The organism is Thermincola ferriacetica (genome assembly GCF_001263415.1).
Taxonomy (GTDB): domain Bacteria; phylum Bacillota; class Thermincolia; order Thermincolales; family Thermincolaceae; genus Thermincola; species Thermincola ferriacetica.
In genome coordinates this window covers 240940-256297 of record NZ_LGTE01000001.1, presented here as the reverse complement: position 1 = coordinate 256297, position 15358 = coordinate 240940, and the positions used below count along the sequence as shown (strand labels likewise).

At 45.2% G+C, this 15358-nt stretch carries 16 protein-coding genes and 1 pseudogene; 7 read left to right on the top strand and 10 right to left on the bottom strand.

Features of this window, described 5'->3' with window-relative positions:
* Positions 1 to 3: 3 nt before the first annotated feature.
* From hypD to hypF, 3 genes are read right to left on the bottom strand one after another with little or no spacing between them, the layout of a single operon-like run.
* Positions 4 to 1095, bottom strand: a complete 1092-nt coding sequence (gene hypD, locus Tfer_RS01245; RefSeq protein WP_052216531.1) for a hydrogenase formation protein HypD — start codon at positions 1093 to 1095, stop codon at positions 4 to 6.
* On the bottom strand, positions 1082 to 1306 hold the full coding sequence (locus Tfer_RS01240) for a HypC/HybG/HupF family hydrogenase formation chaperone (protein ID WP_013120179.1): 225 nt from the start codon (positions 1304 to 1306) through the stop codon (positions 1082 to 1084). The genes hypD and Tfer_RS01240 overlap by 14 nt, the downstream gene beginning before the upstream one ends.
* Positions 1307 to 3598 (bottom strand): carbamoyltransferase HypF, encoded by a 2292-nt coding sequence (hypF, locus tag Tfer_RS01235; RefSeq protein WP_052216530.1) that lies wholly within the window; start codon positions 3596 to 3598, stop codon positions 1307 to 1309.
* A gap of 140 nt (positions 3599 to 3738) precedes the next feature.
* On the opposite strand from hypF, the gene Tfer_RS01230 reads away from it, so the two are divergent.
* Together Tfer_RS01230 and Tfer_RS01225 are read left to right on the top strand one after the other, a co-directional pair.
* Positions 3739 to 4407, top strand: a complete 669-nt coding sequence (locus tag Tfer_RS01230) for an ABC transporter ATP-binding protein (RefSeq protein ID WP_052216529.1) — start codon at positions 3739 to 3741, stop codon at positions 4405 to 4407.
* On the top strand, positions 4408 to 5640 hold the full coding sequence (locus Tfer_RS01225; protein ID WP_052216528.1) for an ABC transporter permease: 1233 nt from the start codon (positions 4408 to 4410) through the stop codon (positions 5638 to 5640).
* A 21-nt stretch (positions 5641 to 5661) separates the two neighbouring features.
* Here the strand turns inward: Tfer_RS01225 and Tfer_RS01220 are convergent, their stop codons facing one another.
* Positions 5662 to 6303: a LysE family translocator gene (locus tag Tfer_RS01220; RefSeq protein ID WP_013120175.1), complete on the bottom strand. Its 642-nt coding sequence runs from the start codon at positions 6301 to 6303 to the stop codon at positions 5662 to 5664.
* A 260-nt stretch (positions 6304 to 6563) separates the two neighbouring features.
* Here Tfer_RS01220 and Tfer_RS01215 point away from each other — a divergent pair, with 260 nt between their 5' ends.
* Positions 6564 to 6911, top strand: a complete 348-nt coding sequence (locus tag Tfer_RS01215) for a hypothetical protein (protein WP_052216527.1) — start codon at positions 6564 to 6566, stop codon at positions 6909 to 6911.
* Positions 6912 to 7055: 144 nt separating this feature from the next.
* Here the strand turns inward: Tfer_RS01215 and Tfer_RS17045 are convergent, their stop codons facing one another.
* Positions 7056 to 7190 carry a hypothetical protein gene (locus tag Tfer_RS17045; RefSeq protein ID WP_282432032.1) on the bottom strand — a complete coding sequence of 45 codons (135 nt, stop codon included), beginning with the start codon at positions 7188 to 7190 and terminating at the stop codon, positions 7056 to 7058.
* A gap of 233 nt (positions 7191 to 7423) precedes the next feature.
* Between Tfer_RS17045 and Tfer_RS01210 the strand changes: the two genes are divergently transcribed.
* On the top strand, positions 7424 to 7960 hold the full coding sequence (locus tag Tfer_RS01210; RefSeq protein WP_052216526.1) for a hypothetical protein: 537 nt from the start codon (positions 7424 to 7426) through the stop codon (positions 7958 to 7960).
* A 48-nt stretch (positions 7961 to 8008) separates the two neighbouring features.
* On the opposite strand, the pseudogene Tfer_RS15785 reads toward Tfer_RS01210, so the two are convergent.
* Together Tfer_RS15785 and Tfer_RS01200 are read right to left on the bottom strand one after the other, a co-directional pair.
* Positions 8009 to 8710: pseudogene (locus Tfer_RS15785) on the bottom strand (DEAD/DEAH box helicase family protein); the annotation flags it as partial.
* A 16-nt stretch (positions 8711 to 8726) separates the two neighbouring features.
* A complete protein-coding gene (locus Tfer_RS01200; protein WP_052216524.1) occupies positions 8727 to 8981 on the bottom strand; it encodes a DUF4145 domain-containing protein in 255 nt (84 codons plus the stop codon).
* Positions 8982 to 9124: 143 nt separating this feature from the next.
* Between Tfer_RS01200 and Tfer_RS01195 the strand changes: the two genes are divergently transcribed.
* The gene (locus Tfer_RS01195; protein ID WP_200900993.1) at positions 9125 to 10072 is read left to right on the top strand and encodes a DMT family transporter; all 948 of its coding nucleotides are present in this window, start codon (positions 9125 to 9127) and stop codon (positions 10070 to 10072) included.
* On the opposite strand, the gene dinB is transcribed toward Tfer_RS01195, so the two are convergent.
* Positions 10043 to 11215, bottom strand: a complete 1173-nt coding sequence (gene dinB / locus Tfer_RS01190) for a DNA polymerase IV (protein ID WP_083436696.1) — start codon at positions 11213 to 11215, stop codon at positions 10043 to 10045. The genes Tfer_RS01195 and dinB overlap by 30 nt on opposite strands.
* A 16-nt stretch (positions 11216 to 11231) precedes the next feature.
* Entirely contained in the window at positions 11232 to 12272 is a 1041-nt protein-coding gene (locus Tfer_RS01185; protein ID WP_052216523.1) for an ABC transporter substrate-binding protein, read from the bottom strand.
* Between the two features lie 191 nt (positions 12273 to 12463).
* Here Tfer_RS01185 and Tfer_RS01180 point away from each other — a divergent pair, with 191 nt between their 5' ends.
* Together Tfer_RS01180 and Tfer_RS01175 are read left to right on the top strand one after the other, a co-directional pair.
* Positions 12464 to 12928: a hypothetical protein gene (locus tag Tfer_RS01180; RefSeq protein ID WP_052216522.1), complete on the top strand. Its 465-nt coding sequence runs from the start codon at positions 12464 to 12466 to the stop codon at positions 12926 to 12928.
* A 127-nt stretch (positions 12929 to 13055) separates the two neighbouring features.
* The gene (locus Tfer_RS01175; protein WP_052216521.1) at positions 13056 to 14462 is read left to right on the top strand and encodes an amino acid permease; all 1407 of its coding nucleotides are present in this window, start codon (positions 13056 to 13058) and stop codon (positions 14460 to 14462) included.
* Between the two features lie 16 nt (positions 14463 to 14478).
* Here Tfer_RS01175 and Tfer_RS01170 read toward each other — a convergent pair whose 3' ends face one another.
* Positions 14479 to 15171, bottom strand: coding sequence for a thermonuclease family protein (locus tag Tfer_RS01170; protein ID WP_052216520.1), 693 nt, complete (start codon positions 15169 to 15171; stop codon positions 14479 to 14481).
* Between the last annotated feature and the right edge of the window lie 187 nt (positions 15172 to 15358).

The window sequence follows — 15358 nt, the reverse complement described above, 5'->3', positions numbered from 1 at the left end:
TTTCTAGCCCTCCCTCGTTCCGTATTTGTAATAGGTGGCGCAGGTTCCCTCCGTGGAAACCATGCAGGCGCCAACAGGATTTTCCGGCACACAGGCTTTTCCGAAAAGCTTACATTCGTAAGGAACTTTTACGCCGCGCAGGACCTCGCCGCAGATACAGCCAGGGTGCTCTCTGGCATTTTCTACTTTGATGTTAAATTTGGCTATTGCATCATACTTGGCGTATTCCCGTCTAAACTTCAGCCCGGTACCGGGTATATGTCCGATACCCCGCCATTCGGCATCGGATATTTCGAACACTTTAAACAACAGTTCGCGGGCACGGGGATTGCCGTGTTCAGGAACCCCGCGGGTATACTGAATTTCCACTTTGGCTTCCCCGGCCTCAATCTGTTTGACCAGCATGTAAATCCCCTGCAGCATGTCCAGAGGTTCAAAACCAACGATTACCGCCGGCACATGATATTCTTCGCAAATAAAACGGTAAGGTTCAACGCCCAGTATAGAACTTACATGGCCGGGGCAAATAAATCCGTTGATGCCTATTTCGTTGGAATCTAGCAAAGCCCTGATGGCCTCCGGAATTAGTTTTTGGGCGCCGACAACAGAAAAGTTCCTGAGCCCCAAACGCTCCGCAGCCAGAACTGCCGCGGCAATGGTCGGCGACGTGGTCTCGAAGCCGATGCCAAAAAAGACCACTTCTCTAGTGGGGTTTTCCTGAGCCAGTTTCACAGCATCCATGGTAGAATATACAATCCGTATATCGGTTCCTCTAGCCTTTTCCTTGGCTAAACTGGAATAAGAACCGGGAACCTTCATCATATCCCCAAAGGTGGTCATAATTAAACCGGGTATTTTACAGAGTTCCAGGGCTTCGTCGATTTGCCTGTTTGGAGTAACGCAAACAGGACAGCCCGGTCCCGAAATGAGCTTTATATTAGGCGGCAGCACATCACGGATGCCGTGCCGGAAAATAGATACCGTATGCGTGCCGCAAACCTCCATAAGTTTAACGTCTTTTTTTGATATGTCTCTGATTTTGCGGATAAAAGCCTGGGCAACATCACTGTCCCGAAATTCTTTAAGATACTTCATGCTCCAGCAGCTCCTTGAAAATCTCTAAAGTCTTTTTGGCCTCTTCTTCATCGATAACCTGAATAGCAAAACCGGCATGAACAAGCACATAGTCTCCCACCTGGGCTTCCGGGACCAGCTCAAGGCTTATTTCCCGCACGACTCCGGCCAATTTCACTTCCGCAGTGAAATCATTCCTTGCTATTATTTGACCTGGTACGGCTAAACACATTTAATTACCACTCCTTTCGTTTGCAATTACGGCCTGACCTAGGGCAATTCCTCCGTCATTGGTGGGGACCTGCCTGTGAATATAAGTTTTAAATCCCTGCCCGGTCAATCGGTCCAAAGTCATTTCCAGGAGCAGGAGATTCTGAAATACGCCTCCACCCAGGCAGATGTCCGAAATATTGAACCTATCCCTTATTTTCACACAGGTTTGTACAATCAGCTCAGCTACGCCGAGATGAAACCTGTAGGCAATTTCCTCCAAAGCCCGTCCGCTTTTCAGGTCGTCAAGAACTTGTAAAATGACCGTTAGCTGATCAATTATCCAACCTTCAGGGTCGGATTTGAACTGAACCTGATATGATAAACTGCTATCCTTATTATACCAGAGACGGGCCTTTTGTTCCAATTCCACGGCCCCCTGGCCTTCGTAATTTACTGTCTCCCTGATACCAAGTAAGGCTGAAACGGCATCGAACAGCCTGCCCATACTGGAAGTCAGCGGCGAGTTTATTTGTTTATCAATCAACTCCCCCAGCATGGTCACCCGCTCTATGCCGCACTTTTTAACCATGGGTAAACTTTCTTTTTCCAGGTCTGCCGGCTTAAATAATTGCAGCAGATAGCTGGCTGCCATCCGCCATGGTTCCCTGATGGCTTTAGCCCCGCCCGGCATGGGCAGGTAGTCGAGGTGCGCCACTCTGCGGAAATCCTTTAAATCTGCCACCAGAAATTCGCCGCCCCATATCCTGCCGTCGGTCCCGTAGCCGGTCCCGTCAAAGGCGACCCCGATGACCGGGCCTGTTAAATTGTGCTCGGCCATACAGCTTGCAATATGGGCATGGTGGTGTTGAATGCCTATCTTTTTCGGGTGGTCCTGTTGCAAGGCGTATTTTGTCGACAGGTACTCCGGGTGCAGGTCATAGGCAATTATTTCGGGCTCGACAGCAAACAGTCTTTTATATAATTCTATCCCTTCCGTAAAGGATTCCAGGGTTTCCAGGTTTTCCAGATCCCCTATATGGTGACTGACAAAGGCATAAGACCCTTTTGTCAAACAAAAAGTGTTCTTCTGTTCAGCGCCGCAGGCCAGAATTTGTTTGCATTGTTTCTGCAATAAGATGGGCCGCGGAGCATAACCCCTTGACCTTCTAATCAGGTATTCCCTGTTCCGGAATATCCGCGTCACCGAATCGTCACAACGGTGCCGGATTTCCCGGTTATGCATCAGGAAATAGTCGGCAATTTCCGCCAGACGTTCCAGTGCGTCCCGGTCCTTGTAAGCAATAGGTTCGTCGCTTACATTGGCGCTGGTCATTACCAGCGGGCCGGTAAAATATTTAAAAAGTATATAATGGAGCGGTGTATATGGCAGCAGTACCCCTAGAAAGTCGTTTTCCGGCGCCACCTGGTAAGCCAGGTCATAGGATTCCTTTTTTTTCTTTAAAAGTACAATTGGTCTCTTTATGCTCTTTAACAGGCGTTCTTCGCTGACAGAAATGTGGCAGTAAGAAAATGCACTGTCCACGTCCTTAAACATCACCGCAAAAGGCTTGTCCTCACGATACTTTCTGGACCTCAGTTCCCTGACCGCCTGTTCGTTTTTAGCGTCACAGGCCAGGTGGTAACCACCGAGGCCTTTGATGGCAATAATGTGTCCCCGGAGAAGAAGTTCAGCCGTCTCTCGGATAGGGTCATCCACAGGCAGAACTTCGCCGCGCCTATCTGTAAGAAAAACCTGGGGTCCGCACGCCGGGCAGGCATTAGGCTGAGCGTGAAAACGGCGGTCAGCCGGGTTTTCGTATTCATCCAGGCATTGTGCGCACATGGGAAAACACTTCATCGTTGTTTTCGGCCGGTCGTAGGGAACGTCCTCTATAATCGTGAACCTGGGACCGCAGTTGGTACAGTTGATAAAAGGGTAAAGGTACCTCCGGTCTGACGGGTTAAACAACTCCGCCAGGCAGTCATCGCATATGGCCACGTCAGGCGAAATCAAGGTTTGTTTTTCTTCTTCTCCCTGGCTGTGTTTAATGACAAAAGAAGAACAACCCTTCAGTTCCCTCTCCCTCTTATCAACTTTTTGTACATCGGCCAGCGGTGGCGGGTAGTATTTTATTTGCTCCATAAAGTTGTCAATGTCTTTGTCCTCACCTTCAATATCAATAATCACGCCCTGGGTTGTGTTGGCCACTTCACCGGACAGGCCGTACCGTTCCGCTAATTTATAAACAAAAGGACGGAAGCCGACTCCCTGTACAATTCCGTTTACTGTTATTGTGTAACGTTTCCGCAATTGGCGCCCACCTTCTTTTTCGAACCACGTTCTTTTTATTATACCATAACGAAAATGATATTTTTACAGTTTATTTTGGATGTTTTATGCCGAAAATAAAACCAAGTTGCAACTATAACTGTTAATTGGGAGATTGTCGAATGGGCATTGCAATAGAATCCCTCCATAAAAGTTACAAAAATGGCGATGAAATTACCGAAGTTTTAAAAAATGTCAACTTAACCGTAAGTGACGGCGAATTCGTGGCTATTATCGGCCCTTCCGGTTCAGGAAAAACGACTTTAATGAATATTATTGGCTGCCTGGACCGGCCCACCAGGGGAAAATACCTGTTGGCCGGACAGGATACCGGCAAACTGAATGACAGAATGCTGGCCAAAATAAGAAATAAGCATATTGGATTTGTCTTCCAGTCCTTTAATCTGCTACCCCAATACACTGCCCTGGAAAATGTTGAACTGGCCGGTCTTTACGGCAATGAACCGCCAAGAAAAGTAAAGGAAAAGGCAAAAGAAGCCTTGTCTGCCCTGGGATTAGAAAACAGGTTGAAGTATAAACCGAACCAGTTGTCCGGTGGCCAAAAACAGCGGGTAGCTATTGCGCGAGCTATCATAAATTCGCCTTCTGTCATTTTAGCAGATGAACCCACGGGCAGCCTGGACTCGAAAACCGGTCGCGAAGTTCTGGATATTTTTAAGGATTTAAACAGGAAAGGAAAAACAGTAATTATAGTTACCCATGACTTAAATATTGCCAGGGAAGCCAACCGGATTTTAAACATAAAAGACGGCATTGTGGAGGAAGCCTAAATGAGAATTAGAGAGACCTTTCGCAGCAGCTTCAAATCATTGTTTCATAATAAATTGCGCAGTTTTCTCACTATGCTGGGCATCATTATAGGCATTTTTTCAGTCATCATGCTCACATCCATAGGCGAAGGTGTAAAGCACCAGGTTACTTCGCAGGTAGAATCTTTGGGCGCAAACCTGCTTTATGTATTCCCCGGGAAAATTGAAATTGGCCCGCAGAAAGCCGTTGAAAGTAAGCTGGGGGTTAGGTCAGGCGGATTTGGGCAGAAAAGCACGCTTACTTACGATGATGTACTGGCTCTGAAAAACAAAAAACATATCGCTGCGGCCACAGCCATGTACGGAGGCATTGACTGGCTTGATAAAATGAGAATTTACGTTTCCACTACCGGGGTAGACGAAGACTTTTTTAAAATCAATCAGCCCGACTTACGTTGGGGAAGGTTCATTTCTAAAAAAGAACGCGAAAATAAAAAAAGAGTAGCTGTAATTGGACACCAGGCCAATAAAGAAATTTTCGGCGGCAAAAATTCCGTAGGTAGGTTTTTTAAGTTAAACGGTAAGGAATATAAAGTAGTTGGGGTGTTAAGTTATAAAAAACCGGAAAATATGGGGCCCCACGAAGAAAATATTAACGTTAAAATTTTCCTGCCCATCACTGAAATTATTGATCGGGCAGAAGATAAGCATGTCAGCCAGATCATTGCCCAGGCCAATTCTGCCAAAGAGGTAAAGCCGGCAGAAAACATTATTAGAAAAACCCTGCTGAAATCCCATAAGGCTGTAGAATTTACCGTCCTTAAACAGCAGGATATGCTGACGGTCATAAATAAAATTTTAGGTATCCTAACAGCCGGTTTGGGTGGAATTGCAGCCATTTCCCTTTTGGTCGGCGGCATTGGAATTATGAATATCATGCTGGTTTCTGTCGCTGAGCGTACCAGGGAAATCGGAGTGCGCAAGGCCATTGGGGCCAGCCGCCGGGACATATTAGTGCAGTTTTTGATTGAAGCCATATTCCTCAGTATAATCGGCGGTATTATTGGCACCCTGGCAGGTATCGGAGGGGCCAGAATGCTGCCATCGATTTTCCCCGCCATTCAGACGGCCTTATCGGTTCCGGCAGTAATTATAGCTCTGCTGTTTGCCTTGCTGGTTGGGGTCTTTTTTGGTGTTTACCCCGCTACCAAAGCGGCAAAACTGGACCCTATAGAAGCCTTGAGAAATGAATAAAGAAATGGTTGCTACCACTTTTTACCTGAGCATGTTCATACCGGCTGTAGTCCTGTAGGTGAGCAGGGCAACTACTCCAAAAACTATAATCATTATTCCGGCCACCCGGTTAATCCATTTCATCAGGGACGTATCAATGCCGTGTCTGACAACACTGACCCCGTAACTCAAAAAAAGCCACCACAGCGCAGAACCCAGGAAAACTCCCGCCACTAAAACACCTACCGCAGAGTAAGTCGTTCCGCTTCTGGTCAAACCTACACCGGCAAATATGCCGGCAAAAGCCAAAATCGTCGCAGGATTGGTCAGCGTTACCAGTAAAGTGGAGATATAAGCCCGCAAGAGGCCGCTGCCTTTCAGCGATTCTTCCGCTGCAGCCGGAGCAGCATTGAATGTCCGGAAACCCATAAAGCAGAGAAACAGGCCGCCCAAAACATGAATCCAAGCCTGGTGTTCCACCATGAACCTTCCCACAAAAGTAAGACCGAAACCTGCCAACCAGCCGTAAAAAGTATCGGCGGTAGCTGCTCCCAGACCGGAAACAAAACCGGCAAGCCGTCCCTCCTTCAGTGTCCGCTGTATGCACAATAAAGCCACAGGTCCTACCGGTGCAGCAATAGCAACACCCACACCGATTCCCTTAATAAAAAACTGTCCAGCCATAGTTTACACCCAAACCTTATTAGTTTACAGATTGTTGTTTATGAAATAACAATTTTTTATGTATTCGACAGTTTACCGTCAATCCCTTCAGTAGTATAAACTTATGTTTGTTATTATAAAATTTTATTTTTCAAAATTTTATATTGATAAACAGAACCGTCTCCATTAAAATAATAAGAGTGTGTAACCTTACAGAGCCGACCAGGGCTCTTTTTCATTGGTTCCACTCATAAATTTAGCAACCGGAATGAGGAGACATGATGAATATTATTACAGGAAAGTCCGAAACAGCTATTGATAAGCAGGTTAAAGACGGTTGGTTTATACATGGTTTAAGACAGCCGGGAGAACTTGTCGACCCAGACCAGGTACAGGTTGGCAGTTACTATGTCTATAAAGAAAAATTCGGTATGGTAACCATCGTTAAAGTTATAGAAAAACTTTCTGAAAACGGATGGTCGGGTTTTCGCCTTATGATAAAGCGGGTCTTATATTCTCCATGGCCTGTTCAAAAAGGTACTGTATTTGAAGCAGGATATTATACCAAACTGTTTAATTATCCAACTTCCTGGCATTTGGAACCATGTATGTCATTAATAAAAAAATAAGCCGAAAAACTTACTTGTCACGAACAGGGACAAATGGTTCCTCCGCTCAAAGACGAAATCAAAAAAAAGGGAGGACATATTGCCGCTGTGTAGGTAAAACACACGTTGCTCCGAGGTTACGGGCGGAGACAATGTAAACTCCGTTCAGTTGAAATCGCTGAACCCGGCCAAATCGCCGTCCATGGCTCGTGGCCGGGTTTCCGGCGTCCGTGCCGGAAACAGCGATTTCAAGCCTTCACTGTCGTTAACGCTGTCTATCCGCCCTCCACCAAGTCGCAACTTATTGTTTTACTCCACAGCGGCTATTTGTTTTCCTGGCAAGCTTTTGCAGCACAAAGCTCCGGGGTAGCCGGGTCACCCCACCCACCTTCCGTATTAAGGCTGCTGCTCATCTCATCCGGCAATACAAAAAAATAAATATTATCCAGAAAATCTGAAAAACTAAACTATGATATATTTAATTCTTAAATACAGTGCTCATTGAACTAATCTATTATTTGAGGTGAAGCGGCATGCCGAAACATTTTATTTACCCGATATACACCGCAATTATAGGGCTAATTGCCATAACGGTTGTTCCCAAAAAAGACATCCGACGGTTAGCTTATTTTGCGATACTTTGTGGCGGGGTATTTGATACGCTAATTATTCTTGTCGTAACACATTTATTAAAAATAGGCGGTTATATAAATTTTGGTCCCTTTGGGATACTTGGGATCCCCTTTTTTCCGCCCATAGCATGGACAATCTATTTCGTATTATATTTTTATACCATACCCCAGACAAAACCATGGGTCTACATTTTTCCCGTTATATCTGCAATGTACAGTGTACTGTTCTCCAATGTCCTGGCCAATTTAGGTATTTTCAAATGGAACTATGGTCAGGTTATAGTACCGTTTTTAATTTATCTTACGTGGCATTTCTTGAATACATTCGCTTACATCCGGTTATTTGAACCAGATAATGAACTTGCCAATTCGTCAACTCATGGCCGGATGGCTTTTAAGCCGGCTCTGCTGAAAAAAATTTATTATAAACGTAAATAACAGTGGGATTAAGCCCCCAGGACTTCTGTTGCGTAACAATCATTTAGTACCTAAACAATTCCATGCTTTAGGGGCGCCAAATTTATCTATGTATTTCAGATGTTGCTTCACCACAAAACTGTCTTTATTCAACCTGTTTATTTCGCCAACCAATTCCCAAATAAGCCTGTTACGATAATTTATATAACGTTCTTTCTGGTAGTCCAGATGCTGCAGTTCTTTGACCAGGTCTACTTTTATGTTAAAATTTATCCATGCCGGGGCCGAAAAGGTCTTTGCACAACCTGGTCCCCCGCCCGATCATTTGCCAGAACTTGGCCTTGGACCTGACCTTCTTGAAAAATGCCAAGTTGACCACTTCCGGCACATCTATCCCCGTATCCAGCATATCAACAGAAACGGCTATTTGCGGCATCTTTTCCTCATACTGCTCTTTTTCTTCTTCGCTCAAATTATCATAGTAAATGCCTTCCTCCATGAATTTGAGGCCCGTTTCCACAGTATAATAGGGCACCAGGAACCCATCACCCACCGCCTCCCCGTATTCATAGGCATAAGTGGGGATGTTATTTCCCAAGTCAAAGACATGGTAAGTATTCTTGTCTATGTCATCCTTTGGGGTAGCGGTTAAGCCTATCAGAGGGCATCAAAGTAGTCAAAAATGGCCTGGTATTTCTTATAGATACTCCGGTGGGACTCGTCTATGATAATCAGGTCAAAGTGCCCGACTGTAAATAACTTCCGCCCATCCGCTTCACAGACTGCTTTAGAGCACGGCTTCTTCCCGGGTTATTTTATTGCCGGTATGAGCGGCCATATTGCCCAGTTTGATGACATATTTAATCAAAGGAAACAGTTTCGGCTCCAGGATATCCAGGAAAGTACGGTCGTGGACCAGGCTGGAGAGGTTGTCCTGGTAGGGGACCTTCAAGCAACTGTCGGCACTATAAACCCACTTCACCGCCAGCTCCAGGGCCCGCCTGGCCAGAATGGCACAGGTGGCCGGGCTATTTATATCCATGTGTATCAGTGGTCAGGCCTCCTTTTCTCTTTTGGTTTTACCTTATCAAGGCCCCTGATAAACAAAAGATAAGTTATCTGTTCGGTCACAGACAAATTCATGTTATAATAAAGTTACTAAAAAAACTACATAGGAGAATTGTTATGCGAAAGTTAATGCATGATACAACTACAGACAAGCCTTTAATAAACCCCTACCTGGCGGTGCTGGTAGGGGTTTTAGCTGTATCATTTTCTTCTCTTTTCGTGAAATTGTCTTCTGCCCCCTCTTTAGTGATAGCGACTTACCGGCTTTTGTTTACTTTCCTCATCCTGGCACCCTTTACAGTTACAGTAAAGCGTTCCCATCTGGCGAGCATGTCACGGCGTGAAGTCCTCCTGGCTGCCGCCAGCGGCATTTTTCTGGCCATGCATTTTTTCACCTGGTTCACTTCCCTGAAATATACCAGTGTGGCCAGCTCAACGGTACTGGTTACCACCCAGCCTGTTTTTGTCGTGTTAGGCTCTTATCTTTTCTTCAGAGAAAAGATTACCGCCAGAGCAATGCTGGGTGGCGCCCTGGCCCTCACCGGAAGCGTCATAGTTGGGGCATCGGATTTCCGGGTAGGCGCTGATGCCCTTTTCGGTGATGTCCTGGCCCTCGCCGCTGCTGTTTTGGTATCGGGTTACCTAATCATAGGCCGACGATTACGATCTATGGTAAGCCTTTCAGCCTATACTTTCGTTACTTACGGCAGCGCTTCCCTGACCCTTGTGCTCATCAGTCTTGTTTCAAGGACTCCTTTTTTCCCGTACTCATTAAAAGATTGGTTGCTTTTCCTGGCCCTGGCAGTGGTATGCACTATCCTCGGCCATACCTCGTTTAACTGGGCTCTTCGTTACCTTCCGGCTTCGGTGATTGCCGTAAGTGTACTTGGTGAACCCATTGGGGCCATTATATGGGCATTTGTATTTCTGGCCGAAATACCTACACCCAGGCAAATTTTTGGGGGGACAGTAATCCTTATCGGTATTTACATATTTACCAGAAGCAGCCGGACACCCCCTGCCAGAGAAATCCAGTCAAATTTTCATACTGGTCTTCGCCAGTGATATGCCTCTTTTTACACTTGCGTGACCAAAACGCTTCTTTATTTCGTCACAAACCTGGTTCAGCCTGCGCAGTTTCTCTTTTTCACAAAACAAGTCCATCTGTTCAAAGGTTTTTTTCTCGAGGTTAGTGGCACTTACACCCACTAACCTGATTTTTTTATTTTGAGGCCAATTTGCGGCTAGCAGCTTCATAGCCGTGTTAAAAATGTCTTCTGTAGTATCTGTGTGCTCCAAAAACGTTTTAGACCAGGAATGATTACGAAACTTGGTGTCTCTGACTGTAACCACAACAGTTTTATAGACATATTCCCCCAGCCGTACCCTGTAACCCACTTTTTCCGCCAGGTCCATAATGACAGGCCTTATTTCAGCCGCTGTACAGTCCCGGCTCAGAGTAAGCTGGTTACCGATTGATTTGGTTTCTTCGCAGGCGTGAGGATTGACGGAGCTATAACTGATTCCGTTGGCCGACATATGTAAAGTCCGCCCGGTGGTCCCAAAGCGTTCCTCCAGGCAGCTTACCGGGTAATTGGCCAGGTCTCCTATGGTCTTGATGCCAAGCGCACGCAACCTTTTCTCGGTTTTTGGGCCTACCCCGTATAATTCGCCGACCGGCAAGGGCCATAGTTTATGGGGAACATCTTTTTCCGTCAGCAACGTCAGGCCGTCCGGCTTTTTAAGTTCAGCGGCCATTTTGGCCAGCAGCTTGTTGGGACCGATGCCCACAGAACAAAGCACGCCTACTTCTTCACGGATTCTGTTTTTTATCTGTTTGGCTATTTCAATGCTGTCACCAAAAATCCTGCACCCTGATACGTCAACAAAGGCTTCGTCTATAGAAGCAGGCTCTACCAGGGGTGAAAAGTCCCGCAAAATGGTCATGATTCGTCCGGAAAACTCCGCGTACTTGTTATGTTCAGGTTTTATGAATATGGCATCTGGGACAAGTTTTTGGGCTGCCCACCTGGGCATGGCCGTCTTCACACCGTACTTTTTTGCTTCATATGATGCAGCCAATACAATCCCGTGGCGCTTGTCGGGATCCCCGCAAACTATCACCGGCTTGCCCCGGAGGGCCGCATCAAGAGCCTGGTGGACTGAAGCATAAAAGGAATTCATATCTACCAATAAAATGTCACACAAGTGAAGCCACCCCGTTTTAACGGTACTGGGCCTTCTCCAGTACGGACTTATTTCCTGCTTTTTTGCCGATAGCAGAGACAACGTTTTCCCAGGCAATTTCGTTCAGGTCTTTAGGAACTTTACGGATGTAACCATATTTTTGCATGAATTGAGCAAAACCCATAAGCCCGTAAGGAGTGGAGGTATAGTTTGTTCCGGGCCATGTCAGGTATTTATATGTCTCTTCCTCTGATAATTTGTACTCGGGAGCAAGTATCTTGGCCGCTTCCCTCGTATTATTATTGACAAAGTATATGGCATCGTTTACAGCAGCACAAAATGCCGCATAGGCCAGCGGGTATTCATCGTGGAATTTTTTGGTTGTTACCCCTACCAGGAACGAGTGTTCCCCGCCAAAGGCTTTTTCGGCGTCCACAATCTGTTTTATGTTTTTTGCTTTCAGTTCTTTAAACAAATAAGGTGGAGAAGTAAAATGCGCACTTATAGCTGCTTCACTTATAAGCGCGGTAGCCCCGTCCGGATGGGTCATGGAAATAAGATTTTTGTCTAATGCTTTGGCATCACCCAGTTCCTTTTCGGCAGCCATGGCCAACAAAATATGCTGGACACTACCTGGTATGGGAACAGCTATTTTATCGTTTTTTCCCAAATCCTTTAAAGAATTTACAGTCTTTTTGTTGGTTTGCAGCCCTTGCGGAGAACTGGCCAAGGCTACAGCGATTTTCCAGTCTACTCCTTTATCCCACGCTACCAGGTATGGTGGAATTCCCATAAATCCTACATCCAGGTCACCTTTTACCAGGGCTTCCCTGATAACCCCTCCTGTACCCATTTGCTTCCACTCAACTTTAACACCGGGCAGATACTTTTCCAATAGCTTTTTTTCCTTCATTATCTGAAGTGGTGCGTAACCGATTCCGTATTGCAGCGATATCCTGATTTTAGGAGGAATTTTTGCATTACCGCCAATACCGGCATCTCTGTTTCTTGCTGTTGAACACCCTGCAATGATAAACATACACAACACTAACACTGATGCTATGGCTTTTTTACGCAAATTACATCAACCCCCAGATATTTTAATTTTAAAATACCCTTTAATTTTAATTTGAAATCGACCGGAATAAAAGCGCTATATATTTTTTCTATAGGGTCATGCAAAACAGTTATAAAAACTTTGTAACCTCTTTTCCATATCACTTTCTGTTAACATCAATCATATTATGTAACCAAAGGGAGGGAATCTAAATGGCTAAAATCGTATTACCCAGTGACGGAATTGTTAACGGTTCCATTGATAATAAGAAAGGTACCAAAGCTACAATTTCGGCCAACGTTTCCTGCCAGCTTTTCTCACCCGTTGGCACTGTCAGCGGCACCGTACAGTTTCCAAGGAAATTCGGCTTGCTGCAAAGATTTAGCTTTAGCTCAAATACGCCGGTCTTTGTCCGTACTTTTAAATTTGGCGGAATTGAAAACGTAGAAGCCGTATTCAAAAAAGTCACGTTAATAAACTTCGATACAAACACCGCAACCAAAAACTGCGTTCTTACTCTGGTGGCGAGCCAGGTAGTACCGAATACCTGGGTAGGAGCATTCACCATTGTCTGTCCTAACGGCCAGAAAATCGTAATCTTCGGAGTGTTCTCCGGCGACGTTACCGTCAACAGAAAGGTAAGTTGTGGCGTCCTGCCGCTTTTCAAAAACCCCTAAAAAGAATCGCTTATATATCCGGCTATCTAAAATCACCGATGAGCAATCGGTGATTTTTTCCAATTATTATTCGTAGATTTTAGCAAATTATTATAATATCGAATGTATAAAGGAGCTGGTACTGCTCATGAAATACCATCACCTGGTACTGCAAACGGTCCAATACCACCAGGAAAAGAAAAACAGAGGTAAACTGAAGTGGTGGCATTTGACCCTTATCGGCATGGGGTCTATTGTCGGCGCCGGTTTTTTCTTAGGCAGCGGAGTCGCAATTAATCTTGCCGGCCCGTCTGTATTGATTGCTTACTTGGTAGGCGGACTGTTATCTTATCTCTCCTTCGCAGCCCTGGCAGAAATGTCCGTAAATGACCCAAACCCCGGCTCCTTTCGCCACTATACCAGAAAAGCATTAGGCCGCGGTGTAGGTTTTGTCTGCGGCTGGATGTATTGGATTGGCGGTGTTTTTACAATGTCCAGCGAAATTACCGCCCTCTCAGTTTTTACCAAGTATTGGTTTCCCCATGTGCCCTTGTGGGTTTTTTCCATTATTTATTCCGTGCTGGCTTTGGCAATAAACATTACGGGCGCCAAGAATTTTGGCAAAGCGGAATCCATTTTTGGCATAATAAAAATAACCACCCTGGTCAGTTTTATCTTTTTTGGCGTCCTGGTTTTCCTGAAAATCATTCCCGTTTTGCCCCCGGCCGGACAAACGGCATCACATAACATTTTCTCGTTCCACCGGTTGTTTCCCAATGGGTTTTCGGGTATGTGGTCAGCCTTGCTATTTGTTCTTTTCTCTTTCGGAGGTATAGGGGTGATCGGTTTTGCCGCCAATGAACTGGAAAACCAAGAAGACCTGTATAAGGCCAGCACAATTCTTGTTTTAGCTCTCACTGTAATCTATTTTTTATCAATTGTGTTTGTTTTTTATTTTGTGGCTTGGGACAGCATAACAGGCGCACAAAGTCCCTTCGTTACAGCCCTGTCGTCTTTTCATATTCCGTACTTTAGTTCCCTCTTTAATTTAATTATCATAACTGCTGCCTTTTCCACCATGGTCGGTGCCCTATATTCCATTGCCTATGTTCTGGTATCTTTGGCCAAGGACGGTCAAGCGCCGCCATCGCTGGCAAAACTGAACAAAAAGAGCGTGCCCGTGAAGTCTCTTGCTGTAAGCTGTACCGGATTGGCCATTGCTGTTGTTTTATCTTTTCTTCTTCCAAACTCTGTATTTGAACTGGTTACAACCGCTGCCGGAATAATGATGATTTTAAACTGGGTTTTTGTTTTCGCTGCACAAATAAAAAATCGCCCCGCTTACGAAAAATCGCTGGGGAAATTAAAATTTAAAATGTTTGCCTACCCCTTTTCATCCTATTTGGGCATAGGTATGGTCTTCTTTGCCATTATCGGCTGTATCTTTAACCCTCACCAGAGGATAGGCTTGATTGTAACCCTGTTAACGATTATTCTGATCAGCGTCGGCTACCTGCTGGCTTCCAAATTAAACCTTCTGGGTAAAAAGCTATAGCTTTTGCCAGGTGGGTTCAAAATGTACCTTTTATACCCCAGAGCCCTAAATTATTTTCACGGGCTTCCCGCTGATAATTTTGAAAATAATCGGCATATTTTACGTTGGGCGGAACGGTCATCAGTTGACCATAACCATCCAGTAAAAGCCGGGCGTTAAACATTTTGGCCCTGATTTCGCTATCCGTTGTCGAGGATGGCCGGGCCATCCATACATATGCCAACAGTCGACCATACTTGTCCCGCTCACTTATGTCTGTTTCCAAGTAAACCTTTTTCCCGGACAAGTGGGACCTGGTATAATCCGCAGCCTCACGCCCATATGGTTCCACCCCTTTTTGGGGATGATGGATTTCGGGAGTATTTACCCCGGTAAGCCGCACCTTTTCTTCATCCCCGGAAACCAGCCTGACATAGACAGTATCGCCATCTACCGTCCTTGTTACCGTACCCGGTATTAATCTTATTTGTTCCCCGTTGCCCTGTTCAGATGTAAAGTCACGTGTTTTACCCTTCGTTTGTGGCAACCTGTATAAACTCCGGTTTTTTTCGTCATCTTTGTTTATTCCCGCAGTATTAGAGGGCTTACCGGCATTGGGATCAACTTTTGGAGCAATCCTCGGATGAACCAGACTTTCCGCCCAAATAAGCGCCAAGAAAACTACTATGTATAAAATATAGCGGCGAAATGACCAGTTTGACCGTTTCAATGTCTTCCTCCTGTTTTTGCTATATTGTTGAGATTTTTATTTCGTATATTCGTTTTGGCTAATATTAATTCCTGTTACTTTTTATAAAAAGAACAAAAGTTTCTGTCGAAACCTTTAGTCAACTTTTGTTGATATCCGCAAATCATGCTTTGAGGTTATCCTAAATATTAAAAAACCCGTATACAAA